This is a genomic window from Streptomyces sp. NPDC101181, assembly GCF_044767975.1.
Taxonomy (GTDB): Bacteria; Actinomycetota; Actinomycetes; order Streptomycetales; family Streptomycetaceae; genus Streptomyces.
The window spans coordinates 23934-50119 of the sequence record NZ_JBIWOX010000022.1; the positions used below are offsets into that span (position 1 = coordinate 23934).

23 protein-coding genes are annotated in these 26186 nt (G+C 74.2%); 14 read left to right on the plus strand and 9 right to left on the minus strand.

What is annotated here, in order from left to right:
* Positions 1 to 18: 18 nt before the first annotated feature.
* On the plus strand, positions 19 to 1203 hold the full coding sequence (locus ACIRRU_RS26380) for a glycosyltransferase family 2 protein (RefSeq protein WP_403684446.1): 1185 nt from the start codon (positions 19 to 21) through the stop codon (positions 1201 to 1203).
* On the opposite strand, the gene ACIRRU_RS26385 is transcribed toward ACIRRU_RS26380, so the two are convergent.
* The 3 genes from ACIRRU_RS26385 to ACIRRU_RS26395 are packed head-to-tail and all read right to left on the minus strand — an operon-like array spanning position 1181 to position 4522.
* Positions 1181 to 2152 (minus strand): Gfo/Idh/MocA family protein, encoded by a 972-nt coding sequence (locus tag ACIRRU_RS26385; protein WP_403684448.1) that lies wholly within the window; start codon positions 2150 to 2152, stop codon positions 1181 to 1183. The genes ACIRRU_RS26380 and ACIRRU_RS26385 overlap by 23 nt on opposite strands.
* Positions 2149 to 3144 (minus strand): zinc-binding dehydrogenase, encoded by a 996-nt coding sequence (locus ACIRRU_RS26390; RefSeq protein ID WP_403684449.1) that lies wholly within the window; start codon positions 3142 to 3144, stop codon positions 2149 to 2151. The genes ACIRRU_RS26385 and ACIRRU_RS26390 overlap by 4 nt, the downstream gene beginning before the upstream one ends.
* Positions 3131 to 4522 carry an MFS transporter gene (locus ACIRRU_RS26395; protein WP_403684595.1) on the minus strand — a complete coding sequence of 464 codons (1392 nt, stop codon included), beginning with the start codon at positions 4520 to 4522 and terminating at the stop codon, positions 3131 to 3133. The genes ACIRRU_RS26390 and ACIRRU_RS26395 overlap by 14 nt, the downstream gene beginning before the upstream one ends.
* A 297-nt stretch (positions 4523 to 4819) precedes the next feature.
* On the opposite strand from ACIRRU_RS26395, the gene ACIRRU_RS26400 reads away from it, so the two are divergent.
* Positions 4820 to 6334, plus strand: coding sequence for a glycoside hydrolase family 3 protein (locus ACIRRU_RS26400; RefSeq protein WP_403684452.1), 1515 nt, complete (start codon positions 4820 to 4822; stop codon positions 6332 to 6334).
* Between the two features lie 19 nt (positions 6335 to 6353).
* Here ACIRRU_RS26400 and ACIRRU_RS26405 read toward each other — a convergent pair whose 3' ends face one another.
* A complete protein-coding gene (locus ACIRRU_RS26405; RefSeq protein ID WP_403684454.1) occupies positions 6354 to 7094 on the minus strand; it encodes a formylglycine-generating enzyme family protein in 741 nt (246 codons plus the stop codon).
* 541 nt (positions 7095 to 7635) lie between these two features.
* Between ACIRRU_RS26405 and ACIRRU_RS26410 the strand changes: the two genes are divergently transcribed.
* The 5 genes from ACIRRU_RS26410 (at position 7636) to ACIRRU_RS26430 (ending at position 11205) form a co-directional block, all read left to right on the plus strand.
* Positions 7636 to 7800, plus strand: a complete 165-nt coding sequence (locus ACIRRU_RS26410; protein ID WP_363203602.1) for a hypothetical protein — start codon at positions 7636 to 7638, stop codon at positions 7798 to 7800.
* 24 nt (positions 7801 to 7824) lie between these two features.
* Positions 7825 to 8118, plus strand: coding sequence for a Dabb family protein (locus tag ACIRRU_RS26415; RefSeq protein ID WP_403684456.1), 294 nt, complete (start codon positions 7825 to 7827; stop codon positions 8116 to 8118).
* Positions 8119 to 8318: 200 nt separating this feature from the next.
* Positions 8319 to 9176 carry an RNA polymerase sigma factor SigF gene (locus ACIRRU_RS26420; protein ID WP_363203600.1) on the plus strand — a complete coding sequence of 286 codons (858 nt, stop codon included), beginning with the start codon at positions 8319 to 8321 and terminating at the stop codon, positions 9174 to 9176.
* A 234-nt stretch (positions 9177 to 9410) separates the two neighbouring features.
* Positions 9411 to 10277: an RNA polymerase sigma factor SigF gene (locus tag ACIRRU_RS26425; protein ID WP_363203599.1), complete on the plus strand. Its 867-nt coding sequence runs from the start codon at positions 9411 to 9413 to the stop codon at positions 10275 to 10277.
* A gap of 58 nt (positions 10278 to 10335) precedes the next feature.
* Positions 10336 to 11205 (plus strand): hypothetical protein, encoded by an 870-nt coding sequence (locus ACIRRU_RS26430; RefSeq protein ID WP_403684459.1) that lies wholly within the window; start codon positions 10336 to 10338, stop codon positions 11203 to 11205.
* Positions 11206 to 11346: 141 nt separating this feature from the next.
* Here ACIRRU_RS26430 and ACIRRU_RS26435 read toward each other — a convergent pair whose 3' ends face one another.
* On the minus strand, positions 11347 to 11562 hold the full coding sequence (locus ACIRRU_RS26435) for a hypothetical protein (protein WP_363203597.1): 216 nt from the start codon (positions 11560 to 11562) through the stop codon (positions 11347 to 11349).
* 214 nt (positions 11563 to 11776) lie between these two features.
* Here ACIRRU_RS26435 and ACIRRU_RS26440 point away from each other — a divergent pair, with 214 nt between their 5' ends.
* From ACIRRU_RS26440 to ACIRRU_RS26460, 5 genes are all read left to right on the plus strand, one after another.
* Complete coding sequence (locus ACIRRU_RS26440) at positions 11777 to 12289, plus strand: MarR family transcriptional regulator (protein WP_363203596.1); 513 nt, start codon at positions 11777 to 11779, stop codon at positions 12287 to 12289.
* 31 nt (positions 12290 to 12320) lie between these two features.
* Positions 12321 to 14858 carry an MFS transporter gene (locus ACIRRU_RS26445; RefSeq protein WP_403684463.1) on the plus strand — a complete coding sequence of 846 codons (2538 nt, stop codon included), beginning with the start codon at positions 12321 to 12323 and terminating at the stop codon, positions 14856 to 14858.
* Between the two features lie 264 nt (positions 14859 to 15122).
* The gene (locus tag ACIRRU_RS26450; protein WP_363203594.1) at positions 15123 to 15941 is read left to right on the plus strand and encodes a YceI family protein; all 819 of its coding nucleotides are present in this window, start codon (positions 15123 to 15125) and stop codon (positions 15939 to 15941) included.
* Between the two features lie 62 nt (positions 15942 to 16003).
* Positions 16004 to 16474 carry a PPOX class F420-dependent oxidoreductase gene (locus ACIRRU_RS26455; protein ID WP_403684466.1) on the plus strand — a complete coding sequence of 157 codons (471 nt, stop codon included), beginning with the start codon at positions 16004 to 16006 and terminating at the stop codon, positions 16472 to 16474.
* A gap of 7 nt (positions 16475 to 16481) precedes the next feature.
* Positions 16482 to 17528 carry an NAD(P)-dependent oxidoreductase gene (locus ACIRRU_RS26460; RefSeq protein ID WP_403684469.1) on the plus strand — a complete coding sequence of 349 codons (1047 nt, stop codon included), beginning with the start codon at positions 16482 to 16484 and terminating at the stop codon, positions 17526 to 17528.
* A 106-nt stretch (positions 17529 to 17634) separates the two neighbouring features.
* Here the strand turns inward: ACIRRU_RS26460 and ACIRRU_RS26465 are convergent, their stop codons facing one another.
* Together ACIRRU_RS26465 and ACIRRU_RS26470 are read right to left on the minus strand one after the other, a co-directional pair.
* Positions 17635 to 18498 carry a TetR/AcrR family transcriptional regulator gene (locus tag ACIRRU_RS26465; RefSeq protein ID WP_403684472.1) on the minus strand — a complete coding sequence of 288 codons (864 nt, stop codon included), beginning with the start codon at positions 18496 to 18498 and terminating at the stop codon, positions 17635 to 17637.
* Between the two features lie 85 nt (positions 18499 to 18583).
* A complete protein-coding gene (locus ACIRRU_RS26470; RefSeq protein ID WP_403684475.1) occupies positions 18584 to 20155 on the minus strand; it encodes an MFS transporter in 1572 nt (523 codons plus the stop codon).
* Between the two features lie 295 nt (positions 20156 to 20450).
* Here ACIRRU_RS26470 and ACIRRU_RS26475 point away from each other — a divergent pair, with 295 nt between their 5' ends.
* Both ACIRRU_RS26475 and ACIRRU_RS26480 read left to right on the plus strand, forming a co-directional pair.
* Positions 20451 to 21359 carry an endonuclease/exonuclease/phosphatase family protein gene (locus tag ACIRRU_RS26475; RefSeq protein WP_403684476.1) on the plus strand — a complete coding sequence of 303 codons (909 nt, stop codon included), beginning with the start codon at positions 20451 to 20453 and terminating at the stop codon, positions 21357 to 21359.
* A gap of 130 nt (positions 21360 to 21489) precedes the next feature.
* Entirely contained in the window at positions 21490 to 22650 is a 1161-nt protein-coding gene (locus tag ACIRRU_RS26480; RefSeq protein ID WP_403684479.1) for a serine hydrolase domain-containing protein, read from the plus strand.
* A 67-nt stretch (positions 22651 to 22717) separates the two neighbouring features.
* Here the strand turns inward: ACIRRU_RS26480 and ACIRRU_RS26485 are convergent, their stop codons facing one another.
* Both ACIRRU_RS26485 and ACIRRU_RS26490 read right to left on the minus strand, forming a co-directional pair.
* Positions 22718 to 24868, minus strand: coding sequence for an ArnT family glycosyltransferase (locus ACIRRU_RS26485; protein ID WP_403684481.1), 2151 nt, complete (start codon positions 24866 to 24868; stop codon positions 22718 to 22720).
* Complete coding sequence (locus ACIRRU_RS26490; protein ID WP_363203586.1) at positions 24865 to 26184, minus strand: bifunctional glycosyltransferase family 2/GtrA family protein; 1320 nt, start codon at positions 26182 to 26184, stop codon at positions 24865 to 24867. The genes ACIRRU_RS26485 and ACIRRU_RS26490 overlap by 4 nt, the downstream gene beginning before the upstream one ends.
* Between the last annotated feature and the right edge of the window lie 2 nt (positions 26185 to 26186).

The window sequence follows — 26186 nt, forward strand, 5'->3', positions numbered from 1 at the left end:
GCCGATCGGAGCACCCCCGTGTCCCACGCCCCCGCCCCGGCCGATCTCCGGCTCGCCGCCCGCCTCACCGCCTACGCGGTGCTCGCCCACGACCCGGCCGTGCCGGACATCGCCGCCGACTACTGGGCCAAGAGCGAGGACCACTACCGCACGGTGGACGCCGCGCTCGCCTCCCTGGTGGCGGCCTCGCCCGACTCCGCGCGGGCCTACCGGGCCGTCGCCGCCGCCCCCACCGAGACCGCCCCGCAGCACGCCCTGCGCGCGAGCCTGGCCGGGCTGCTGGCCGCACACCCCGTACAGCGCGCGGAGCTGGCGGCGGCGGTGGCCGAGGGCGACCGGCACATCTGGATCGACTACCACCTCGGGGCGGACCACGCCGCCCGGCGGGCGCCCGCAGCCGCCACGCCCCGGGAACCCGGACCGCGCCCGGAGCCCGCCGACGTCCATGTGGTGATCCCGTTCCGGGACCGCTCCGGGGGGCCGCGCACCCGCAATCTGCTGGCCTGCCTGGAGGCGCTCGCGGACCAGGAGGGCGGCCCCGGCCACCGGGTCACGGTGGTGGAGACCGACAGCGAGCCGCGCGGCCGCGCCCTGCTCGAAGGCGCCGTCGACCGCTATGTGTTCGCGCGCAAGGACGGGCTGTTCAACAAGGCGTGGGCGGTCAACGTCGGCGTCGTCGAGGCGACCGGCGACGCCCCGTACGTCTGTGTCCTGGACGCCGACATCCTGGTCGACCGGCACTTCCTCGCCCGCAACACCGCCCGGCTGCGCGAGGGCGCGTTCGGCGCGCACCTGCCGTTCCGCTGGTCGCTCTCGCTCGACGGGCCCTCCACCCTGCACGCCATCGGGGTGCGCAACGGCCAGGGGGCCGCCGACGTGCCGGAGGCGGAGCTGCGCGGTCTGCTGCTGCGGGAGCCGCCGGGCGGCTGCGTGTGGCTGCGCACCGACGTCTTCCACACGGTGGGCGGCTTCGACGAGCGGTTCGAGGGCTGGGGCGGCGAGGACGACGACGTGGTGGCCCGGCTGTCCGCGGCGGCCCCGCTGACCCGCTACGACGATCCGCTGCTGCACCTGGACCACCCCAGGCCCGCGATGACCCGGGAGGACGGGCAGCCGTTCAACGCCCACATCGAGCCGGTCAGCTGGACCCGCGAGCACGGTTACGGGGACCGGGAGAAGTTCACCGCGGCGGCCACGGCCTGACCGGCGCCCCGCCCAGCGCGTCGGACCGCTCCGCCGCCACCAGGACGTCGTCCACCAGGACGGCCTCGGCCACCGGGCACACCGGGGGCCGCCCGGTGGCCACCGCCGCGACGAAGTCGGCGACGAGCGGCAGATGCGGGTTGGCGTCCGGCGGACACACCCTCCGCCGGACGCCGCCGCCGGGCTCGTGGATCACCAACTCCCCGGCGTCCAGCGGGTCCAGGACCAGGGAGCGGCCGCCGCCGTACAGCGCGAACAGGTCCCGGGGCGGCCCGTCCCCCCAGGCGGCCGCGCAGTGCGCGCGCGGCCCGTCCGCCCACACCAGCTCCAGGTCCGCGGTGCGTTCGGCGCCCCGGGGGAAGTGACCGCCCAGCCGGGCCCGTACCTCGGCGGGCGGCCCGAACAGCGCCAGCAGCAGGTCCAGCCGGTGGCTGCCCGCGTCCGCGAGCACCCCGCCGCCCGCCACGGCCCGCTCGGTGCGCCACCGCATCGGATGGCCGGGCCCCGGCGCGAACGCGGACCGAAACCGCACCTCCACCCGCTCGGGCCGCCACCCCGCCAGCTCCCGCCGCACCTCCCGTACGGCCGGGGCCAGCCGCCGGTAGTACGCGACGCCCACGCGCCCCCGGCCGGTGGCGAGCGCCGCGCCCCCCGGCCGCAGCGCACCGGCCAGCGGCTTCTCCACCAGCACCGGCAGCCCGGCCGCCGACGCCATCGCGGCCAGCGGCACATGACGGTCCACCGTGGTGGCGACGTACACCGCGTCGGTGCCGCGCAGCAGCTCCCGGGGGTCGCTGCCGGACCGGCCGACCCCCCACCGCCGGGCGGCCGCCGCCGCCCGCCCGGCGTCCCGCCCCCACAGGAACACCGGCTCCTGGCCCGCCGCCCGCAGCGCGGGCAGCACCCGCCGGGCCACGACGTCCCCGTGCCCGGCGACGGACCACCTCACGGGAGGATCGCGACCTTCAGCGTCCGGCTCGGCGGACCGTCGTACGGGGCCCGCCCACCGTCCGGGTACAGGACGCGGCTGGCCGACAGCTGCTCCATCGCCCGGGGCAGCTCCTCCAGCGGACGGGTGTGGGTCAGGAGCTGCGGCAGGTACAACTCCTTGGCGCCCGCGAGCCGTTCGGCGGTGTCGAGGGCCTCGGCGCGGGCGGTGTCCAGGGGTTCGGCGGAGCTGTGCACCCGCAGCCCCTTGCGCTCCCAGGCGACCAGGTCGAGCGTGACGTGGGTGTCCACGTGGTGGGTGCCGAGCATCACCACGAGCCCGTTCTGCCGGACCAGGCCGACGCAGGCGTTCAGCGTGGTCGGGGTGCCCACCGCGTCGATCGCCACGTCGGCGCCGGCCGCCACCTCGCGCAGGGCGGCGGCGGTGCCGTCGACCCGGCGGACGGTGTCCGCGCCGAGCAGGGCCGAGCGCTCCAGCCGCCAGTCGTCCAGGTCGACGGCGGTGATGTGGGAGGCGCCGCGCAGCGCCGCCATCCGCAGGGCCATCAGCCCGACGGGCCCCTGTCCGACGACCACGACCCGGTCGCCGAGGCGGACGCCCCGGGTGGCGTGCACGGCCAGCGGCAGCAGTTGCAGGATCGCGCCCTGCTCGAAGGGGATCTCGTCCGGGAGGGCGCCGACGGCTATCTCCCGGGCCAGCGCGAACTCCGCGTAGCCGGTGGTGAGCGGGGTGCGGACGAAGACCCGCTGCCCGGTCCGGACCCGGGTGACACCGGGTCCGGTCGCCTCCACGACCCCGGCGACCTCGTGGCCGAAACAGCCCTGGGAGCAGTGCTCGCGCTCGCCGTAGTAGTGGTAGTACGCCAGGTCGCTGCGGTTGCAGACCGTGCAGGCCCGCACCCGCACCAGCACCTCCAGGGGGCCCGGGACCGGCACCGGGGCGTCGGTGACCAGGCGGATGTCGCGTCTGCCGACCAGCTCATACCGTCGCATGGTTCCTCTTCTCCTCCGGGTGCGGCACCGCGATTCTGCGGGCGATCAGGACGGCCGCGGCGGCGAGGGCCAGCGCGGTGCCGAAGACCGCGGCGAAGGCCGCCGTGTCCCGCCCCGCGGCGATGTGCGCCGCGTTGAACAGGGCCCCGCACAGGCCCACGAGCAGCACGCTGGACAGGCTGTCGGACAGCTGGAGCGAGGCCGAGTTGCGGCCCTGCCGGGCCGTCGGCGAGTGTTCGAGGGTCAGGACGCCGACCCCGGGCAGCAGCAGGCCCATGCCGAACCCGGCGACCACCAGCCCCACGGCCACGGTGACCGCGGGCATCGCCCGGAGCGCCCCGCCCAGCGTGATGGCCGCGCCCGCCACATGGATCAACGCCCCGGCCAGGACGACCCGTTCGCGCGGCCAGGGCAGCCGGGGGCGGCCCTGGAGCCAGGAGGCGGCGAACCAGGTGAGGGCCGCCCCGGCGAGCGACAGCCCGGCGGTCCCCGGCGACCACTGGCGTTCGTTGACCAGCATCAGCGGGATGTAGGTCTCGATGGTGAAGTACACCCCGGCCGACACCCCGCGCAGCAGCACCAGCGAGGGGATGCCGGGAGCCGACCGCAGGGTCCCCGCGGGCAGCAGCGGCCGCAGCCACACCACCAGCAGGGCCAGCCCGGCGGCGGAGGCGACCAGCCGCGCCAGTCCCGTCTGCGACCCGGCGTACTGGAGCAGCCCCGCCCCGAGGGCGACCGCCAGCGCGGGCAGCGGCCGCAGTCCGGCCGGCTCGTCGGCCCCCTCGTCGGCGGCCGGGCGCAGCCGCCCCAGCGGGCCGGCCAGCAGCAGCAGCGCGAACAGCCCGAGGGCGGCGATGCCGAGGAACACCCAGTGCCAGGAGAAGCGTTCGGCCACGGCCCCGGCGACCGGCGGGCCCACCATGGAGGGAACGATCCAGCACGCGGTGATCAGGGAGAACATCCGGGGCCGCAGCGCCGCCGGATAGGCGCGCCCCACCACGACGTACAGCGCGACGGTGACCGCGCCGCCGCCGAGCCCCTGGACGTACCGGCCCAGCAGGAAGGGGACGATCGCGTCCGCGAGACCGCAGAGCAGCGCGCCGCCGCAGAAGAGGAGCAGCCCGGCGCAGAGCGCGGGGGCGGGGCCGCGGCGGTCGGACCAGCCGCCCGCGAGGACCGTCCCGATGATGCCGGTGGTGAGGAACCCGCCGAACGCCAGGGAGTACAGGCCGAGTCCGTCGAGGTCCTGGACAGCGATCGGCATCACCGTGCTCATCGCCAGGCCCGCGAAGGCGACCAGGACGAACGTGCTGCTCACGGCCAGCGTGCGGGCCCGGTACGGGCGGGAGAGCACCCCGCCGGAGCCGGGCGTGCTCATGGTGTCCACGTGGCGGCTCGCATCGTTCTCCCCCGTCGCCCGAAGTGAAGCACCGGGAGGTTTGCACAGGGCCCCGGTGGCGTCAACCCGGGTCCGGCCCGGCCCGGACGGCTCAACTGACGGTCTATCAGCGCGATTTCGCGCCGGGGGAATACCTGCGGGTCAGCCGCCTCCCGGCCGGGCGATTGCCTTGACACCGCAGATTGGTATAGGCCAACATCCCTTCATCCTGCATGATTGCCGCGAGGGGACGCATTCTCCCTCGGCCCGCATCGTCGCCCGAGCTTGAGGATCTTCATGGCAGACAGCAGCCACCCCGGACTCATGAGGCTGGCCAACTCCGTGCTCCAGCCGGGCTTCGTCGGGACCTCCGCACCCACCTGGCTGCTCCGCAGGATCGGTGAGGGCCTCGGCTCCGTCGTCCTGTTCGGGCGCAACATCGAGACCCCCGAGCAGGTCGCCGCGCTCACCGCGCAGCTGCGCGCCGAGAACCCCGGCCTCATCGTCGCCATCGACGAGGAGGCGGGCGACGTGACCCGCCTCGAAGCCCGCAACGGCTCCTCCTGGCCCGGCAACCTCGCCCTCGGCGCCGTCGACGACATCGACCTGACCGAGCAGGTCGCCCGCGACATCGGCCACGCGCTGCGCGAGGCCGGGGTCACCCTCAACTACGCGCCCAGCGCCGACGTGAACTCCAACCCGATGAACCCGGTCATCGGCGTCCGCTCCTTCGGCCCGCGCACCGAGGTCGTCTCCCGGCACACCGCCGCCTGGATCCGGGGCCTCCAGTCCGCCGGGGTCGCCGCCTGCGCCAAGCACTTCCCCGGCCACGGCGACACCAACGTCGACTCCCACCACGGGCTGCCGCAGGCCCGCGCGGACGCCTCCGCGATCGCCCGGACCGCGCTGCCGCCGTTCATCGCCGCCATGGACGCGGGCGTCCGCACCGTCATGACCGCGCACATGCTCACCCCCGCCTACGACGGGGAACTGCCCGCCACCCTCAGCCAGAAGATCATCAACGATCTGCTCCGCGACGAACTGGGCTTCACCGGCCTGGTGGTGACCGACGGCATCGAGATGGGCGCCGTCTCCGACCGCTACGGCATCGCGGGCGCGACCGTGAAGGCCCTGGCCGGCGGGTGCGACGCGGTGTGCGTGGGCGGCGAGAGCGCCGAGGAGTCCACCACCGTCGAGCTGACCGAGGCGATCGTGCGCGCCGTGCTCGACGGCACCGTCCCCGAGGAGCGGCTGGCCGAAGCGGCCTCCCGCGTCCAGGAGTTCGCCGACTGGTCCGGGAAGCTGGCCCGCGACGCCGCCCCCGACGGCCGGAGCGCGGACATCGGCCTGGTGGCCGCCCGGCGCGCGGTCACCGTCCACCGCAACGGGGACGCCTCCGCCGAGTTCCCGCTGGTGGCCGACGCCCACGTGGTGGAGCTGTCGCCCGTGACCAACCTCGCCATCGACGGCTCCACCCCCTGGGGCGTGGCCGGTCCGCTGCGCGCGCTGCGGCCCGGCACCACCTCCGTACGGATCGGCGAGTCGGAACTGCGCGGCGAGAGGGACCTGCTGGACCGGGCCGCGCTGGCGCCCGCCGCCGGACGCCCGCTGGTCGTGGTGGTGCGGGACGCCTCCCGCAACCGCTGGATGTCGCAGGCCCTGGCCGGTCTGGTACGCCACCGCCCGGACGCGCTGGTCGTCGAGATGGGCGTCCCCGGCGGGGAGCGCCCCGGCGCGGTGCACATGACCACGCACGGGGCGACCCGGGTCTCGGGCATCGCCGCCGCCGAACTCCTCGTCGGCGCGGGCTGACCGGACGGCTTCCCGGGCCCTACGGGACGGCCGGGGCAGCCAGCCGGAACCCGACGCCGATGGCCGCCAGGTCCTCCTCGTAGGCGCCGTGGCGGCGGGCGCAGCGGGCCAGGTCCACGTCGTGACGGAACGCGCCGCCCCGGGTGATGTGGGGGTCGAAGGCCCAGTCCTCGACCTCCGGCACCCCCTCGGGGGCCCCGGCGTAGGGGGCGTACAGCGTGGCGGTCCACTCGTCGGCGTTGCCCGCCATGTCCAGCACCCCGAAGGGGCTCGCGCCCTCGGGGAACGAGCCGACCGGGGTGGTCGTGCCGACGCCGAGGTCCACCAGGTTGGCCAGGCCCGTGCGGTACTCGTCGCCCCAGGGGAACTCCCGGCCGTCGTCGCCGCGGGCGGCCCGCTCCCACTCCTCCTCCGTGGGCAGCCGCAACCCGCTCTCACCGGTGCGCTCGCCCAGCCAGCGGCAGTAGGCGTCCGCCTCGTCCCAGCCGACCCCGATGACCGGGTGGTCCCCGGGGCCGCGGGGCGCGGGCCTGCCGGTGGCGTCCGCGAACACGGCCCACTGGGCGACGGTGACCGGGGTCCGGGCGATCCGGAAGGCGGGGACGTCCAGTTCGGCGCTGGGGGCCTCCTTGCGGTACCACTCCTCGGGCACCCGGGTCGCCGCGTAGCGCTCGGCCACCAGCGGGATGTCCTGCGTGGGGGTGCCCCGCCGGAGCACTCCGGCGGGGATCTCCACCCAGTCCACCGGTTCGATCTGCATCGTTCCTCCTCGGCCGGTCGGTAAAGCCACCATGATCGCCGCTGTACGGGGAGGAGTCATCGGCCCCGGGTCGGAGACCGCCGGGACCGCAGGACCAGGACCCGGGCACGAGGAGGTGCCCGGGTCCTGGTCGGTATGCAGAGACAGGGGGAAGTCAGGTCGGGGGAAGCGGCATCGGGGGGACAAGCCGCTTCCCCCGGTGAGAACAGAACCCACTGGTCCTCCACCGCGGTCAGGGGGGTATCGCGCGGCGGGTGACCCCACAGAGGGGCCCTGTTCCGGCCCTCCGGTTCCTGCCGGGTCCGTCGGGCTCGGTATCCATCCTGCCGCGCCCGAGGCGGCTCCGGCGGCGGGCGAAAGACCCCGATGGCCGGGCCGTAGGTCCCTAAAGACCGTGTCAGCGACCGGCCGGGCGGACGGCGCTCCGCTCCGGACGGCCCGGCCCTCCCGGCCCCTGGATCCGGCCGGACGTGCGGATACAATCACGCGATCACACCGGGATGCAGGCGAGGCACCAGCCGTCTACGGGGAGGCACGGGCAGTGGCGCAGGCGAGGAAGTTCGCGCTCTACATAGTGGTGGTCTTCGTGCTGTACACGATCATCACCTCACCCAAGCGGTCGGCCGAACTCGTCCAGGTAGGGTTCGAGGGCATCTCCAGCGCCGCCCAGAGCGTCGGTGACTTCATGACCGAACTGGTCAAGTAGCGAGCAGCAGCGAGAGGGATACCGATGATCCGCCACCTGGTCCTTTTCAAGCTCGACGAGGGCGTCGAGCGCGACGACCCGCGGGTGGTCGCCGGTGACCGCGCCTTCCAGGAGCTGAAGGGCCAGATCCCGGAGCTGGAGTTCTGGGAGTGCGCCTGGAACATCACCGACCGGCCGATCGCGTACGACTACGCCATCAACTCCGCCGTCGCGGACACGGACGCCCTCAAGCGCTACATCGAGCACCCGGCCCACCAGGCCGCCGCCGGACAGTGGCGGGAATTCGCCACTTGGGTGATCGCGGACTACCCCTTCTGACCCCTCCCCGCCCACCGGCCCGGCCGGGCCCTTGTCGACCCCTCGCCCTTCAGGCGGGGGGTTTCGCCGTTCTGTTTATGGCTTTATGAGGTCAACACGGTGTTTTGCGGTGCTTGCACACAGTGGACATGTCTTGTGATGCTATGACCGCTTTTGACGGATGAATTGACCGTAGTTGACCGTAAAGGGGTGGCGTCACCGTGCCGGCCAGTACAGCGCCTCAAGTGCCACCCCAGAACGTCCAGACCGAGGACGTCCGCGAGACCCCGGACCCCTCGGCCGCCCCCGCCAGACCCCGGGGCGCGGACGCCAGGGCGCTCACCCAGGTCCTTTTCGGCCAGCTCAAGGACCTGGAGCCGGGCACCCCGGAACACCGCCGGGTCCGGGCCGCCCTGATCGAGGCGAACCTCCCGTTGGTGCGGTACGCGGCGGCGCGGTTCCGCAGCCGCAACGAGCCGATGGAGGACGTCGTCCAGGTCGGCACCATCGGGCTGATCAACGCGATCGACCGGTTCGACCCGGAGCGCGGGGTCCAGTTCCCCACCTTCGCGATGCCCACCGTCGTCGGCGAGATCAAACGTTACTTCCGGGACAACGTGCGCACCGTCCACGTCCCCCGCCGGCTGCACGAGCTGTGGGTCCAGGTCACCGGCGCCACCGAGGACCTGACGACCGCCCACGGCCGCTCCCCCACCACCGCCGAGATCGCCGAGCGGCTGAAGATCTCCGAGGAGGAGGTGCTCGCCTGCATCGAGGCCGGGCGCTCGTACCACGCGACCTCGCTGGAGGCGGCCCAGGAGGGCGACGGACTGCCGGGACTGCTCGACCGGCTCGGCTACGAGGACCCCGCGCTCGCGGGCGTCGAACACCGCGACCTCGTACGCCACCTCCTCGTCCAGCTCCCCGAGCGCGAGCAGCGCATCCTCCTCCTGCGCTACTACAGCAATCTGACGCAGTCCCAGATCAGCGCGGAACTAGGTGTCTCGCAGATGCACGTGTCAAGACTCCTGGCCCGAAGTTTCGCCCGACTGAGATCCGCAAACAGGATCGAGGCGTAACCGGAACGGGTAGACCGTCCGGAGAGCGTTTTCGACGGGGCAAAAGCCCCGCACCCCTTGTTTCCAGGACGGATACGGCGCTGACTTGTCGACATGTCACTACAGCGTGTTGCCGACATGTGACATTCTGCTCGAAGCGTGTTTGCCGCAGCCCCACCGCCGGTATTCAGGTGGAGGCTGCGTTCCTCCGATGGTCGCGGCCACCGCGACCGTCCGCGACCTCAAGGGGGTGGCATGTCCGCAGAACAGGGCAGCTCGAAGGTGCTCACGCTCACGAAGAGCGTGCCGGTACCCGCCGAGCCCACCAGCTCGCCGGAAGCCATCGACACCCGCACGCTCTCCCGCTCCCTGTTCCTGCGGCTCGCCGCGCTCGGCCCCGCCTCGGGTCCCGACGGAACGGACAGCCCGGAACGGGCCTATGTGCGGGACACACTGATCGAGCTCAACCTCCCGCTCGTGCGGTACGCCGCGGCCCGGTTCCGCAGCCGCAACGAGCCGATGGAGGACATCGTCCAGGTCGGCACGATCGGCCTGATCAAGGCGATCGACCGGTTCGACTGCGAACGGGGCGTGGAGTTCCCCACGTTCGCGATGCCCACGGTCGTCGGTGAGATCAAACGGTTCTTCCGCGACACCTCCTGGTCGGTCCGGGTGCCCCGGCGCCTCCAGGAGCTGCGGCTCGCCCTCACCAAGACCAGCGACGAACTGGCCCAGCAGCTCGACCGCTCACCGACCGTCCCGGAGCTGGCCCGCGCACTCGGGGTCTCCGAGGAGGACGTGGTCGACGGCCTCGCCGTCGGCAACGCGTACACCGCCTCCTCGCTCGACTCCCCCTCGCCGGAGGACGACGGCGGCGAGGGCTCGCTCGCGGACCGCCTCGGCTACGAGGACGCGGCGCTGGAGGGCGTGGAGTACCGCGAGTCGCTGAAGCCGCTGCTGGCCCGACTGGCCCCGCGCGAACGCCAGATCATCATGCTGCGGTTCTTCGCGAACATGACGCAGTCACAGATCGGCGAGGAGGTCGGCATCTCCCAGATGCACGTCTCCCGGCTGCTGACCCGCACGCTCGCCCAGCTCAGGGAAGGGCTCATCGCCGACTGAGCCGGAAAAGCGGTTCACGAGGGTTCATATGTGACGGACCGTCAGCCACACTGGCGCGATGCGACGTCGGACATTCGGCTCCACCGGCCGCCGGGGCACCGCGATCGTCGCCTCGGCGGCCGCGCTGTGTCTGGGCGGCGCGCTGACCGCCTGCACGGGCGGCCCGGACGGGCGAGAGGGCTACGCGGCGGTCGGCGCGCCCGCCGACGACGGGAAGCGGCCGTCGGACGGGTCCGCGGTCCCCTCGGGAGCGGTCACGCTGACCCCGCTCGACGGAGCCGGGGGCGCGGGCCGGGAAACGGAGCGATCGCCCCGCACGGACAGCGCCTCGTCGCCGGACGCGGCGGCCCGGACCACCCGGAACCGCTCGGCCGACAGCGACGGGGACGGGAGCGGAGTCGGGGAGGGCGCCGGGGAACGTACGCGAGCCCCCGGCGGTCCGGGGGGCGGCTCCCCCGGGCGCCCCGGCGCGAAGCCCCCGGCGGACGGCCCCGGAGCGTCGCCGTCCGGCCGCCCCGGCGGACCACCGGGGCCGGGCGCCCCGGGACCGGGCGACGGCAGCGGCGGCGAACCCCCCGGGCCAGGCACACCGCCGCCGCCCGCACCGCAGCCGCCCGCGACCCCGGCGGCACTGAAGCTGAGCGCCCCGCAGCGGGCGGCGGCGGAGAAGCGGTGGTGCGAGAAGGTGACCGTGGAGTTCCGCAACACCGGTGGCTCACCGGCCCGTTCCGGCACCGTCACCTTCGCCACGCACGTCATCGGCGCGCTCGGCGTCGACTGGGCGACGATCAGGACGGACCAGCCGCTGCCCGCGCCCATCGGCGCGGGCGCGGTGCGGGCCCGGACGTACACCGTGTGCGTGGAGTCCTGGCGGGTGCCGCTGGGGATGCGCGTGGAGACGAGGGACGTCTCCGCCGTCTGGAGCTGAGCCCCGGGACCTCCTCGCCCACGTAAGAGCGAAGAGCAGGAGCAGGACGGCCGACCAAGAGGCTCCCGGCCCGGAACTTCCGGCCCAGGCCCTCCCGGCCCGGAGGCTCCCGGCCCCCGGCGCTCCCGTACTCCTGGCCGGTCAGCTCAGGGCGAGCCAGGCCACAGCGCCGAGGACGACGACGACCGCGATCACCGCCGCGATCACCCCGACGCGCGGCCCGGAGGAGGCGGCCGGCGTCTGCTGCCTGCGCTGCGGTTCGCCCTCGTCGACGAAGGCCCGGAACATCTGCGTGGAACCGGCCGGGTCGGGGTTGCCCTCGGGGCCCGGCTGCGGGGCATGGGGGTTGTGTGCCATGGGGCAGGACCCTAGCGAACTCGGCTCCCCGGCCCAACCCCCGGGGCCGCCGCACGAGCGCCCCGGAGCACCCGGGACCGCCCTTGACCTGGAGCCTACGGAGGCTTTTGCCTTCCTTTACTCCCGCAGGCCCCTTTTCGTTTGCCTGTAGCAACCAACAGCTTCTATGGTTGCCCTAAGCAACAACATAGGCGTCAGTGCGATGGGAGGCCCCGTGGCCGCTCGGAGTGGTTACGAGGAACTGGCGCGGCAGCTCAGCGCCATCGGGGCCGTCAAACGGGGTCTCGCCCGCACACTGCCCGCCGACTGCCCCCCGGGCTCGGCGGCCGTGCTGACCCTGCTGGACCGGCACGGCGAGATGCGGATCAGCAGACTCGCCGAACTGCTGGCCGTGGACATCTCGGTGACCAGTCGTCACGTGGCCCATGTGGCCGAGCGGGGCTGGATCGAACGGTCCCCGGACCCGGCGGACAAGCGGTCCCGCATCCTGCGGCTGACCCCGGCCGGACGCGCTCAGCTCGACGAGCTGAGCCGGCGCACCACCGAGATGTTCGCCCGGAACCTCGCGGACTGGTCCGACGACGACGTCGGACTGCTGATCGCGCTGCTGTCCCGGCTCCGCGACAGTTTCGCCTGCCGCGGGTCCGGCGGCTGCGCCCCCGGAAGCCACACCGGCGAGTGCCGCACCCGGCCCGACGAGGACGCTCACACCCGTACACCTGTCTAACCGAAGCAAACACGCACGGATAAGGAACTCAATGGCTACGACCACACCGACCGGTGTGCGGGGCGGCCACGCCAAGCACGGAGGCCAGGGCGGCCACGGAGGCCACGCCGCCTCCGGCGCCGCCGACGGCACGCCGATGACGCACCGGCAGATCATGGAAGCGCTGACCGGGCTGCTGCTCGGCATGTTCGTCGCGATCCTGTCGTCGACGGTCGTGTCCAACGCGCTCCCGGAGATCATCTCCGACCTCGGCGGCGGCCAGAGCGCCTACACCTGGGTCGTCACCGCCTCACTGCTGGCGATGACCGCGACCACCCCGCTCTGGGGCAAGCTCGCCGACCTGTTCAGCAAGAAGCTGCTCGTCCAGATAGCCCTGGTCATCTACGTCGCGGGCTCGGTCGTGGCCGGGCTCTCGACCAGCAGCGGCATGCTCATCGCCTGCCGGGTCGTCCAGGGCATCGGCGTCGGCGGGCTCTCCGCCCTCGCGCAGATCGTGATGGCCGCGATGATCGCCCCGCGCGAGCGCGGCCGCTACAGCGGCTACCTGGGCGCGGTCTTCGCGGTCGCCACCGTCGGCGGCCCGCTGCTCGGCGGCGTCATCACCGACACCAGCTGGATGGGCTGGCGCTGGTGCTTCTACGTGGGGGTGCCGTTCGCGGTCATCGCCCTGGTCGTGCTCCAGAAGACCCTGAAGCTCCCGGTCGTCAAGCGCGAGGGCGTCAGGGTCGACTGGACCGGCGCGTTCTTCATCAGCGCCGCCGTCTCGCTGCTGCTGGTCTGGGTCACCTTCGCGGGCGACAAGTACGACTGGCTGTCCTGGCAGACGTGGGCGATGGTCGGGGGCTCGGTCCTGCTGGGCCTGGTCTTCGTGTTCGTCGAGTCGCGGGCCAAGGAACCGATCATCCCGCTGCGCCTGTTCCGCAACCGCACCATCACCCTGGCCTCCGTCGCCTCGCTGTTCGTCGGCATCGCGATGTTCGCGGGGACGGTCTTCTTCAGCCAGTACTTCCAGCTGGCGCGCGGCAAGTCGCCGACGATGTCGGGCGTCATGACGATCCCGATGATCGCGGGCCTCTTCCTCTCCTCGACGGTCTCCGGCCAGGTCATCACCAAGACGGGCCGCTGGAAGGCGTGGCTGGTCAGCGGCGGCTTCCTGGTCACGGCGGGGCTCGGGCTGCTCGGCACGATCCGCTACGACACCGAGTACTGGCACGTCGCGGTCTACATGTTCGTCATGGGTCTCGGCATCGGCATGATGATGCAGAACCTGGTCCTCGCCACGCAGAACCAGGTCGCCCCCGAGGACCTCGGCGCGGCCAGCTCCGTGGTCACCTTCTTCCGGTCCCTGGGCGGTGCGATCGGCGTCTCGGCGCTCGGCGCGGTCCTCGGCAACCGGGTCACCCACTACGTCCAGGACGGCCTCGCCGCCCTCGGCCCCGAGGGCGCGAAGCTCGGCCACGGCGGGACCGGCGGCGGGGGCATCCCCGACCTGGACAAGCTGCCCGAGCCGTTCCGGCTGGTCATGGAGGCCGCGTACGGGCACGGCGTCGGTGACGTCTTCCTCTACGCGGCCCCGTGCGCGCTGGTCGCCTTCGTCGTGACGCTCTTCATCAAGGAGGTCGCCCTGAAGTCCAGCGCCGGGAACGAGGCGCCGGAGCCCGCCGCGGTGGCCGCCGCGGAAGCGGGGGTCCCGGCCGCGGTCGGAGCCACCGGGCCCGCCCCGCAGGGCACGGCCGCGGTGACCGCGGCCGACCCGTCCGAGGCCGACCCCGCCGACGCGTCCCCCTACCCGCCGAGCACCCACGGCACCCCCGTGAACGGTGTGGTGCGCGGCGCGGAGGGCGCACCGGTCGCCCGCGCGGCTGTCACCCTGATCTCGCTGGGCGGCCGCCAGCTCGGGCGCTCCGTCGCCCGCGCCGACGGCGGCTACACCCTGGACGCCCCCGGCGCCGGCAGCTACGTGCTGATCGCCTCCGCCGACGGCTTCCAGCCGCAGGCGTCCACCGTGGTCGTCGGCGGGGAGCCCCTGGCCTTCGACATCCTGCTGTCCGGTACGAGCGGACTGGCCGGAGCCGTACGGTCGGAGGGCGAAGGGGCTCCGGTGCCGGGCGCGATGGTCATCGTGACCGACGTCCGCGGCGACGTCCTGGCCACCGGGACGTCCGGCCCCGCCGGGGAGTTCGCCTTCGGCGAGCTCGTCCCGGGCGCCGTGACCGTCGCGGTCAACGCGGCCGGGTTCCGCCCGCTGGCCCTGCCGGTGGAGATCGGCGGCCAGGGCGTCACCCGCGTCGAGGCCGTCCTGCGGTCCGGCGCGACCGTGCGGGGCGTGGTGCGGGCCGGGTCCGCCCGGAACCCGCTGACCGACGCCCGGGTCACGCTGATCGACGCGGCGGGCAACGTGGTCGCCACGGCCACGACCGGCGACGACGGCGTGTACGCCTTCACCGACCTGGACGCGGGCGACTACTCGCTCATCGCGACCGGCTACCCGCCGGTGGCGGGCGCGCTCACCGTGAGCGGGCCGGGCGTCGACGGGCACGACATCGAACTCGCCCACCCGGGTGAGTGATTGATCCCCGCCCCAGGTGAAGGGATCGCGAAGACCCCTGGTCGCACAGCGCTTCTTGCGGAGAGGCTGTCGCGACCGGAGGAAGGGGCCCCGGTGGCGGGGACGGCGGGCAGGGGACGGCCCGCCGCTCTCCGCCCCGGGGCCTGCCCGTTCGCCCCTCCGGGACGGACGGGGACCGGGCGCGGGCACGCACAGGGAACCGGGCACGGACACGCACACGGCGCCGGGCACGGACATGGGACAGGCAGAGGGACAGGGATACGGATGGGACTTCGCGCACAGGTACGGACGCGGGACGGCTGGGCGGTGCAGCACGCCGTCGTGACGGTCACCGACATGACCGGCGCCCAGGTGCTCCGGGCCGCGGCCGACGAGAACGGGGCCGTCCGCACGGACGGTTCGCTGATGGCCGGTGCGTACACGGTGATCGTCACCGCGGTCGGGTACGCCCCCGCCGCCTCCACCGCCCTCGTCACCGCGAGCGGCCGGATCGAGGCCGGGCAGATCGTGCTGGCCCGCCAGGGCGGGGTGGAGCTGCCGCCGCCGGGCGCCTGGTCGCTCGACCCGGCTCACTCCTCGGTCGGCGCGGTCGCCCAGCACCTGGGGATCTCCAGCGTGCACGGCCGGTTCACCGACTTCGGCGGCCGGATCGAGATCGCCCCGGACGTCACCCGCTCCCGGGTGGACGCGGTGATCGGCGCGGCCAGCATCGACACCGGCAACGGCATGCGGGACAAGCATCTGCGCTCGCCGGACTTCCTGGACGTGGACCGCTTCCCGGAGATCACCTACCGCTCCACCGCCCTCACCCCGGCGGGCCCGGACCGCTGGACCGTCCACGGCGAGCTGAACCTGCACGGCGTGACCCGCCCCATCGACCTGGACCTCAGCTACCTCGGCACCGGCCCCGACCCCTGGGGCGGGGTCCGGGCGGCCTTCCACGCCACCGCCGAACTGCGCCGCGACGACTTCGCGATGAACTACAACCAGGTCGTCCAGGCGGGCATCTCCGCGATCGGCACGACCCTGCGCGTGGAGCTGGACATCCAGGCGGTCCAGGGCGAGGCCCTGCCCGGCGTGTGACCCCGGGACGCGCCCGGCACGCCCGCCGCACCACGGCCCCGACCGGTCGTAGGGTGGCGGGCATGGCACCCAAGATCGCGACCAACACGACAGTGGACCGGGACGAGTTGCTGGCGTTCGTACGCCCCCGGCACCGGGCCCTCCTGCTCACCACCCGCACCGACGGCCGCCCCCAGGGCTCCCCGCTGACCTGCGGCGTGGACGACGCGGGCCGGATCGTCATGTCGACGTACCCGGAGCGCGCCAAGACCCGCAACGCGCGGCGCGACGAGCGCGTCAGCGTGCTCGTCCTGTCGGACGAGTGGGACGGACCGTGGGTCCAGGTCGACGGCTCGGCGGAGGTGATCGACGCCCCGGACTCGGTCGAGCCGCTGGTGGAGTACTTCCGCACCATCTCCGGCGAGCACCCCGACTGGGACGAGTACCGGGCGGCGATGCTGAAGCAGGGCAAGTCGATCATCCGGGTCACCCCGGAGCGCTGGAGCCCGATCGCCACCGGCGGCTTCCCGGCCCACCTCGCCCCGGAGAACTGACCCCGCGATGCCGCAGGACGCTGACGCCGAGGCGGCGTCCGGTCCGCCCGGGGCCCCCGAGACGGCGGCCGTCCGGCCCGAGGGTCCCGGGGCGGCGGCTCCGCTGCCCGCGTCCGACGCCCTCGCGCGGGCCCGGCTGCTGGTCGCGCCCGGCCTGGACGGCACGCTCGTACGGGAGTTGGAGCGGATCACCGGCCGGAGCGCCGAGCCCCTGACCGACCCGCCGCCGCCCTTCGCCGACCCCGTGCTCTGTGTCGGGGACCGGCTGCCCGACGCGCTCCGGACGGACCCGGGACGGCTGCTGTGGTTCCACAGCGTCAACGCCGGTACGGACGCGCTGCTCTCGGCGGGCGACTGGCCCGCCTCCGCGCTGCTGACCCGGACCGTGGGCCGGATGGGCGAGCGGATCGCCCAGTACGTGCTGGCCTGGGTGCTCGCCGAGTGCCAGGAGGTCCCGGAGTTCACCGCCCAGCACGCCCGCGCGGAGTGGCGGCGGCTGCCTGCGGAACTGGCCGCCGGACAGACCGCCCTCGTCTACGGCACCGGCCGCATCGGCTCGGCCGTGGGGCGGCTGCTCCAGGGCTGCGGGGTGCGCGTGGTGGGCGTCGCCCGGACTCCGCGGTCCGGGGCGGCGGCGGGCTTCGACCGGGTGATCGGGGCCGGGGCGGACCGGGAGGCGCTGGGCGGGGCGCGGTGGGTGGTCTCCACGCTCCCGTCGACCGGTGCCACGGAGGGCTTCTTCGGGGCGGCCCGGTTCGGCGCGGTGCGGGGCGCGACGTTCGTGAACGTGGGGCGGGGTGTGACGGTGGACCTGGGGGCGCTGGCGGACGCGCTGCGGGACGGCGGGGTGCGGCGGGCGGTCCTGGACGTGCTGCCGAGCGAACCGGCCGCACCCGACGACCCGGTCTGGAAGCTGCCCCGTACGGTCATCACCTCGCACTCCGCGGGGATCACCGCCGACGAGGACGTGGCGGTGGACTTCGCCGCGTGCTGGGCGGCCGTGACGACGGGCCGCCGCCCGGAGCTGGCGGTGGACGTGGGGCGCGGGTACTGAGAGGCGCCGGACACGGCAGGGGGACCCGCCGCACCGCGCCGGTCGCGGTACCGCGGGGCCTCGCCTCGCCCCGGTCGCGGTACCGCGGGGCCTCGCCCCGGCCGCGCTACCGCGGGGCCGCGGCCCGGTCGCGCATCGCCTCGATGCCCGCGACCAGCAGGTCCAGCGCGAAGACGAAGTCCCGCTCGCGCATCTCCTCGACCGTGTCCCCGCCCCGGGCCGCCGCCAGGTCCTCGGAGGACTCGGCGATCCGCCGCAGGTCCGGCTGCGAGCGGATCGCGCCCATCGCCCGCCGGTGGTACGCGTCCTGGGTCATCCCGGTCGCGTCGCACCGGGCCTTGAAGTGGCCCTCGACGGTGCTGAACCCGTACACGAACTGGAAGACCGCCGCGAGCGCGCCCGTCTGCCGCTCCAGCGGGAGGCCGGTGGCCCGGACGATGTCCTGGACGGCGTACGCGAACAGCATCGCGTTCGGGCCGATGTTGAGGAAGGTCCCGGCCAGCGGGGAGATCCAGATGTGCCGGACGATCAGTTCGCGGTAGCTGCGGGCGAACTCCCGCAGCCGCACCTGCCAGTCGGCGTCCTCGGGGGGCGGGGCGACCTCGGCGTACACCGCGTCCAGGGCCAGTTCCAGGAGGTCGTCCTTGGTGTCGACGTACCAGTAGAGGGACATCGCGGTGACGTCCAGCTCGGCGGCGAGCCGGCGCATGGAGAACTTGGCGAGGCCCTCGGCGTCCAGCAGCCGGACCGATGCCTCGGTGATCCGGTCGCGGTCGAGCCCGGCCGGCGACTCGGACCTGCGGGAGCGCGACGGGGTACGCCGCTCCAGCCAGACGCTCGTCCGCGCGGGAACGTCCCCGCGGCCGGACGCGGACTCCGGGCCGGACGCGGACCCGCCGCCGGACGCGGACCGGGCTCCTGACACGGACGCATCGCCGGACGCGGACCCGCGGTCTGACGCGGACACCATGGCGCACTCTCCTCGTCTCGCGCGGCCCCGGGGGCGGAGCGGCGTACCGGACGGTCGACGTCCGGTACGCGCGTCCCGTCCGATGCTATGCCGCCGGTCCCGTCGATTCTGCCCGCTCCCCGGCCTTCTCCACCTGGTCAGCCGCCTGGACCGGGCGCGCCGCCGCCTCCGCCCGCTCGGCCCTCCGCAGCAGCAGCGCGGCGAGCAGCCCGCCCGCCAGCACCGCGACCGCACCGGCCAGCTGGCTGGTCTCCAGCCCCGAGGCGAACGCGTCCTTGATCAGCTCGCGCTCCCCGGGCCCGTCGGCGGACGCCAGGGCCGCGGGCAGCGAACCCGCGCCGACGGCGGCCGGTACGAGCGCGGCGAAGCGGGCGTTGAGCACCGCGCCGAGCACGGCGACCCCGAGCCCGTTGCCGAACTCCGCGAGCGTGCCGTTCACCCCCGCGCCCACCCCGGCCTTCTCCGGCGGGATGGCGCTCATGATGGCGTTGGCCATCGCGGGCATCGCCAGCGCGATCCCGACGCCCATCACGATCAGGCCGAACAGCATCCCGCCGTACCCGTGCCGCCCCAGCACCGCGATGGCCACGAGCCCGGCGGCCAGCGAGCTCATCCCGGCCGCGATGGCGGTGGGCGTCCCCACCCTGCCGACCAGGCGCGCGCCCAGCCCCGTCAGATTGATCGCGACCACGGTCAGGGCCATCGGCGCCGTCCGCAGCCCGGCCTCCAACGGCCCGTAGCCCAGCACGAACTGGAGGTGCTGGGTGAGCAGGAAGAGCGAGCCGGTCATGCCGAAGGCGACCAGGAGCGCGCCCGCCACCGCGCCGATGAACTTCTGGTTCCGGAAGAAGTGCATGTCGAGCATCGGGAAGGGGACGCGCAGCTCCCACAGGACGAACCCGGTGAGCACCGCGACCCCGGCGAACGCCGACATCAGCACCCGGCCGGAGGTCCAGCCGTGTTCCGGGCCGGAGATGATCGCGAACACCACCGCCGTCATACCGACGGTCGAGAGCAGCGCCCCCGGCAGGTCGGGCCGGTCGCCCCGCGCGTTCTTCGACTCCGGCACCAGCCGGGCCACGGCGACCAGCGCGATCACGGCGACCGGGATGTTGATGAGGAAGATCGCGCCCCACCAGAAGTGGTCGAGGACGAATCCGCCGAACAGCGGACCCGCCGCGAAGCCGAGCGAGGAGACCGTCGACCAGATGCCGATGGCCTTGACCCGCTCGGTGTCGTCGAAGATCTGCACCACGACGGCGAGGGTGGTGGTGAGCAGCAGCGCCCCGCCGACGCCCATCCCCGCACGGGCCGCGATGAGCTGGCCAGAGGACTGCGCGAGCCCGGCCACCAGCGAACCGGCGCCGAACAGCACGAGACCCACGAGCAGCATCCGCCTGCGCCCGTAGCGGTCGGCCGAGCTGCCCGCGGTGAGCAGCAGTCCCGCCTGGACGAGCGAGTAGGCGTTGATCATCCACTGCACATCGGCGGTGGAGGCGTCCAGCTCCGCGGTGAGGGAGGGGATCGCGACATTGAGGACGGTGTTGTCGAGCAGCACCACGAGCTGAGCCAGGCAGATGACGCCGAGGATCAGCCAGCGCTGCGGATACCCCTGCGGGGCGCGGTCGTGCCGCTGAGCGGCGGCGGGCGTCGTCATACGGGCTCCTACGGATTCCTGGGACCCCGGCGCGGCGCCCGCTGCTGCCTTCCGGCGCGGCTCTCCCGCCAGGCTTTCCGGTGCGGCCGTCCGCTGCGGCTTTCCGCTGCGCGAGGCGTGACTATACGGTGTACAGGGCTGAGGACATACACCGTAGAGCAATCCCTGTACGCCGTACAAGTGGCGAGGCGGCGCCGCCACACCGCCGCGCCACGGGACCCGGCGGGGTCGAGCCGCTACGGTTTCCCGGTCCGGACCCGACACCCCGCGCGAACCACCGGCCGGTTGGAGAGCCATGTCGCCCCGTCCCCTTCGCCGCCCCCGTCACCTCCGCCGCTCTCGTCCCCTTCGCCACCCTCTTCACCTCCGCCGCCCCACGGCTCAAGCCCTCCTCGCGGGAGCCCTGTTGGCGGCCTCCCTGGCCCTGACCCCGGCTCAGGCCGTCGCGTCCGACGCCGTGCCGCTGCGCGTCGCCACGTACAACATCCACGCCGGGACGGACCTGGACGACGTCTTCGCCCTGGACCGTCAGGCGGCCGCACTCCGCTCGCTGAACGCCGACGTGATCGGCCTTCAGGAGGTGGACCGGCACTGGGGCGAGCGCAGCCGGTGGCGGGACCTGGCGGGCGAGCTGGCACGGCGGCTGCGCATGCACGTGTTCCTCGCCCCGATCTACAGCCTGGACCCGGCCGAACCAGGGCTCCCCCGAAGGGAGTTCGGCGTGGCGCTCCTCTCCCGCACCCCGGTCCTGGCCGCCGAGAACCACGAGATCACCCGGCTCTCGACCCAGGACCCGGACCCGGTCCCCGCTCCCGCCCCGGGCTTCGGCGAGATCGTCGTACGGGTGAAGGGGCACCCCGTGCACGTGTACACGACCCATCTCGACTACCGCCCGGACCCCGCCGTCCGGTCGGCCCAGGTCGCCGACACCCGGCGGATCATGGCCGAGGACCGGGGTCCGAAGATCCTGCTCGGCGACCTGAACGCGGAGCCCGCCGCCCCGGAGCTGGCCCCGCTGTGGCGGGAGCTGACGGACGCCGACCCGGGCGCGCCGACCTTCCCCGCGCAGGCCCCGGTCAAGCGGATCGACTACGTGGCGGTGTCCGACACGGTCCGGGTGCGGCGCGCGTGGGTGCCGGAGAGCACGGCGTCGGACCACCGGGCGGTGGTCGCGGACCTGGTGCTGCGCGGGCGCGGGCGATGAGTCCGGGCGGGCCCGGGAGTCCTACCTCCGGGCCCGGAATCCGCCGCCACGACCGGCGGCAGGAGAGGAGCCGCGGGCCGCTGCCGGAGCGGGCCCCACCACGAGGGGGACGACCACGAGGGAGACGGCCATGAGCGCGCTGGACGAACTGCTGCACCGCCACATCGCCGCGGGGTCGATGCCCGGGGCGGTGGCCCTGGTCGCCCGGGGAGAGCGGGTGGAGGCGGTGGCGGCCGGGTCGGCGGACCTGGCGGGCACCGCGCCCCTGCGGCGGGACTCCCTCTTCCGCCTCGCCTCGATCACCAAGCCGATCGTCGCCGCGGCCGCCATGACCCTGGTCGAGGACGGCCTGATCGCCCCGGCCGACCCGGTCGCCCCCTGGCTGCCCGAGCTGGCGTCGCCGCAGGTGGTCCGGACCCCGGACAGCCCGCTCGACGACGTGGTGCCCGCGGTGCGCCCGATCACCCTGCTGGACCTGCTGACCTTCCGGGCCGGATACGGCTTCCCGTCCGACGTCTCGCTCCCGGCCGTCGCCGCCCTCTTCGCCGACCTGGGGCAGGGCCCTCCACGTCCGCAGGCGGTGCCCGCACCGGACGCCTGGATGGCCGCGCTGTCCCGTGTCCCGTTGCTGCACCAGCCGGGCGAGGTCTGGCTGTACAACACGTGCTCCGACATCCTCGGGGTCCTCATCGCCCGGGTCACCGGCCGCCCGCTGCCCGCGTACCTGGCGGAGCGGCTGTTCGGCCCGCTCGGGATGACGGACACCGCCTTCTTCGTGGAGCCCGCCGCGCTGGGCCGGTTCACGAGCTACTACCGGGCGGGTGCGGCGGGTTCGCCCGGGGTGCCCGAGCTGGTCGACCCGCCCGACGGACAGTGGAGCCGCCCGCCCGCGTTCCCGTCCGGCGCCGGCGGCCTGGTGGCGACGGCCGACGACTGGGCCGCCTTCGGCCGGATGCTGCTCGCCGGGGGCCTCGCGGACGACGGCGGCCGGGTGCTGGCCGCCGAGTCCGTCCGCCAGATGCTCAGCGACCACCTGACCCCGCGACAGCGGGCCGCGAGCGGACTGTTCACGGAGGGCCAGGGCTGGGGGTTCGGCGGCGCGGTGGACGTGGCGACCACGGCCCCGTGGAACGTCCTCGGCCGGTACGGCTGGGTCGGCGGCACCGGCACCACGGCGCACGTGATCCCGTCCACGGGCACGGTCGCCGTCCTGCTCACGCAGAGGGAGCTGGGCGGACCGGCCGCGCCCGAGGTGATGCGGGACTTCTGGACGTACGCGGCCGGATTCTGACTCCGGCCGCGTACGTCCCGTTCCCGCGTACGTCCCGTCGCCTCCCGGTGGTCAACTCACCGGCTGGTCAACTCACCGGCCGCGTCAGGTCGTAGAACGTGGTGCCGTCGACGGTGACCTCGGTGAAGTTCTCCGTCACCCAGGAGGAGATCTGGGAAGAGGTGCCGGAAGAGCCTCCGGGACCGCCACCCCGGCCGCCCCCGCCGCCCTCGCCGTTCATGCCGCCGCCCGTGCCGCCGCTCGCGACGAAGTAGTGGATCTTCCCCTCCGCCACGTACTCCGTGAACTGGGCGAGCGTCGGGGACGGGTCGCTGCCGTTGAAGCCGCCGATCGCCATCACCGGCTCCTCGGTCGCGAGTTGGTAGCTGGCGGCGTTCTGCGCTCCGACGGCCGCGGCGACCCAGGTGTAGGCGTCCGCGTCCTTCGCCAGCAGCGCCTTCGCCTCGGTGTCGACGGACGCGCCGTTGAGCAGCCCGCCCATGCCGCCGCCTCCGCCTCCGCGGGTGCCGCCGGGAGCGGTGGGCATGCCTCCGGGTGCGGTGCCGGTCGCGCCGCCCTGCTGGCTCCCTTGCCGGCTGCCCTGGCCCGGTGCCTGCCCCGCGGCCTGCCCCTGGCCTTGCCCCTGTCCCGGGAACTGCCCCTGGCCGCCCGGAGGCTGTGCGCCGCCGCCTTGGCCACCGCCCCCGGCTCCCCCGTCACCGCCGGGACCGCCAGGACCTCCGGGGCCGCCCGCCCCGAAGCGGCCGGCCGACGACGGCCCGGCGGTCACGATCGACCCCTGATGGCCGGAGGCCAGCGTGCTCACGGTGTACGCCGCCGGGCCCGCCAGCGACGCCGCGCAGCTCAGCCCGACCACGGCGAGAGCCAGGCCCCGCCCGCCGAACCGCCCCACGGCCAGCAGCCCGAGCGCCCCGGCGACCCCGGCGCCCAGCACCGCCCACCGCAGCCACGGCAGGTAGTCCGGGGTACGGCCCAGCAGGACGTACGCCCAGGCCGCCGTGGTGAGCACCGTGCCCGCGAGCACCGCCCGGACCCACCACGCGCCCCGCTCCTCCCACAGCACCGTGACCCCCATGGCCACGAGCGCCGCGAGATACGGAGCGAGGGCCACCGTGTAGTACTGGTGGAAGATCCCGGCCATGAAACTGAACACCGCGGCCGTCATCACCAGCGCACCGCCCCAGGCGAGGAACGCGGCCCGCGCCGCGTCGGTCCGCGCCGCCTTCCGGGTCAGCCACAGCCCGGCCACGAGCAGGATCAGCGCGGCGGGCAGCAGCCAGGCGATCTGGCCGCCGATCTCGGAGTTGAACATCCGGCCGAGGCCGGTCTCACCCCAGCCACCGCCGCCGCCGGGGCCCGCGCCCCCGCCCACGCTCCCGGTCTCCTCGCCGTTGATCCGGCCGAGCCCGTTGTAGCCGAAGGTCAGCTCCAGGAAGGAGTTGTCCTGCGAGCCACCGACGTAGGGCCGCGAGGCGGCGGGCATCAGCTCGACGACCGCGACCCACCAGCCACCGGCGACGACCGTCGTCAGGGCGGACAGGGCGAGCTGCCCGAGCCGCTTCGGTACGGAGACCGGTGCGCACACCGCGTACAGCACGGCCAGCGGCGGCAGGATCAGGAACGCCTGGAGGGTCTTGGTCAGGAACGCGAACCCGACCGCCGCGCCCGCCCACAGCAGCCACATCGTCCGGCCCCGCTCCAGCGCCCGCAGCACGCACCACACGGTGACCGTCATCAGCAGCGCGAGCAGCGCGTCCGGGTTGTTGAAGCGGAACATCAGCGCGGCGACCGGGGTCAGGGCGAAGACGCCCACCGCGATCAGCCCGGCGACCGGCCCGAAACGACGGCGTACGGCGGCGTTCAGCACGGCCGCCGTGGCCACGCCCATCAGGACCTGAGGAGCCAGGATCGCCCACGAGTTCAGCCCGAAGGCCCGCACCGACAGGGCCATCGGCCACAGCGCCGCGGGCGGCTTGTCGACGGTGATGGCGTTGGCGGAGTCCAGTGAACCGAAGAAGAACGCCTTCCAGCTCCGGCTGCCCGCCTGGACGGCGGCGGAGTAGAAGGAGTTGGCGTAACCGGAGGCGCTGAGGTCGGCGAAGTAGGCGAGCCCGACGGCCAGCAGCAGCCCGTACAGCGCGGGCCGGGCCCAGCGGGGCCCACGGTCCGGCGCGGGCGGCGCGGAGGCCGGGGGCGCGGGGGCGGTGATCGTGGTCATCGGAGTTCCTCGGAGTCGGGAGCGCGGTGGACGCCGGCCGGGAAGACCCAGGCGCGCAGGAGCAGGAAGCGCAGCACGGTGGCCGCGAGGTTGGCGGTGACGAGCACGGCGAGTTCCGTGCCGTGCGAGGGCGATCCGGAGACCGCGCCCAGGGCCGCCAGGGAGCCGCTGGTCAGGGCGAGGCCGATGGCGAGGACCACGAGACCCTGCGCCTGGTGGCGGACGGCGCCGCTCCGGCCGCGTACCCCGAAGGTGAGGCGGCGGTTGGCCGCGGTGTTGGCGACGGCGGAGACGAGCAGCGCCCCGGCGTTGGCGGCCTGCGGGCCGACCCCGAGCCGGAAGAGGGAGTACAGCACCAGGTAGAAGAGGGTGGACAGGGCTCCCACGACACAGAACCCGACCAGCTGCCGGGCCAGTCCGCGCGGCACCCCGCTCAGCGCCCGGTCCCGGGGGTCGTCCCCGAAGGGACGGGCCAGCCGGTCCAGCGGCAGTGACCCGACGGCCAGTGCCCGCCCCACCCGCCACACGCCTTTCAGGTCGTCGACGGCCGTGCGCACGATGTGGACGGTCGAGTCGGGGTCGTCCACCCAGTCGACGGGCACCTCGTGGATGCGCAGCCCGGCCCGCTCGGCGAGGACCAGCAGCTCGGTGTCGAAGAACCAGCCGCTGTCCTCCACCATCGGCAGCAGCCGCTCGGCCACCTCCCGGCGGATCGCCTTGAACCCGCACTGGGCGTCGCTGAACCCGGCGGCCAGCGAGGAGCGCAGGATCAGGTTGTAGGCGCGCGAGACGAACTCCCGCTTCGGCCCCCGCACCACCCGCGAACTACGGCTCAGCCGCGAGCCGATGGCCAGGTCCGAGTGGCCGGAGATCAGCGGGGCGACCAGCGGGAGGAGGGCGTTGAGGTCGGTGGAGAGGTCCACGTCCATGTAGGCGAGGACCGGGGCGTCGGAGCTGGACCACACCGCGCGCAGCGCCCGCCCGCGCCCCTTCTCCGCCAGCCGCACGGACCGCACCCCCGGCAGCCCCTCCGCGAGCGCGGCGGCCACGGCGGGCGTGGAGTCGGTGCTGGCGTTGTCGGCGACGGTGATCCGGAAGGGGTAGGGGAAGGTCCGCGCGAGGTGGTCGTGGAGGCGCAGGACGCAGGGGCGGAGGTCCTTCTCCTCGTTGAAGACCGGGATCACGACGTCGAGCACGGGGCTGCCGGAGCCGGGGGCGGCGCCCCCGGCCGGGAGGTGCTCCCGTACCGGGAGGCGGCCGCCGCGGTGTCCGCCACCGCCCGCGGGGGGTGCGCTGTGGAGGCTGTCGGTTGTCATAC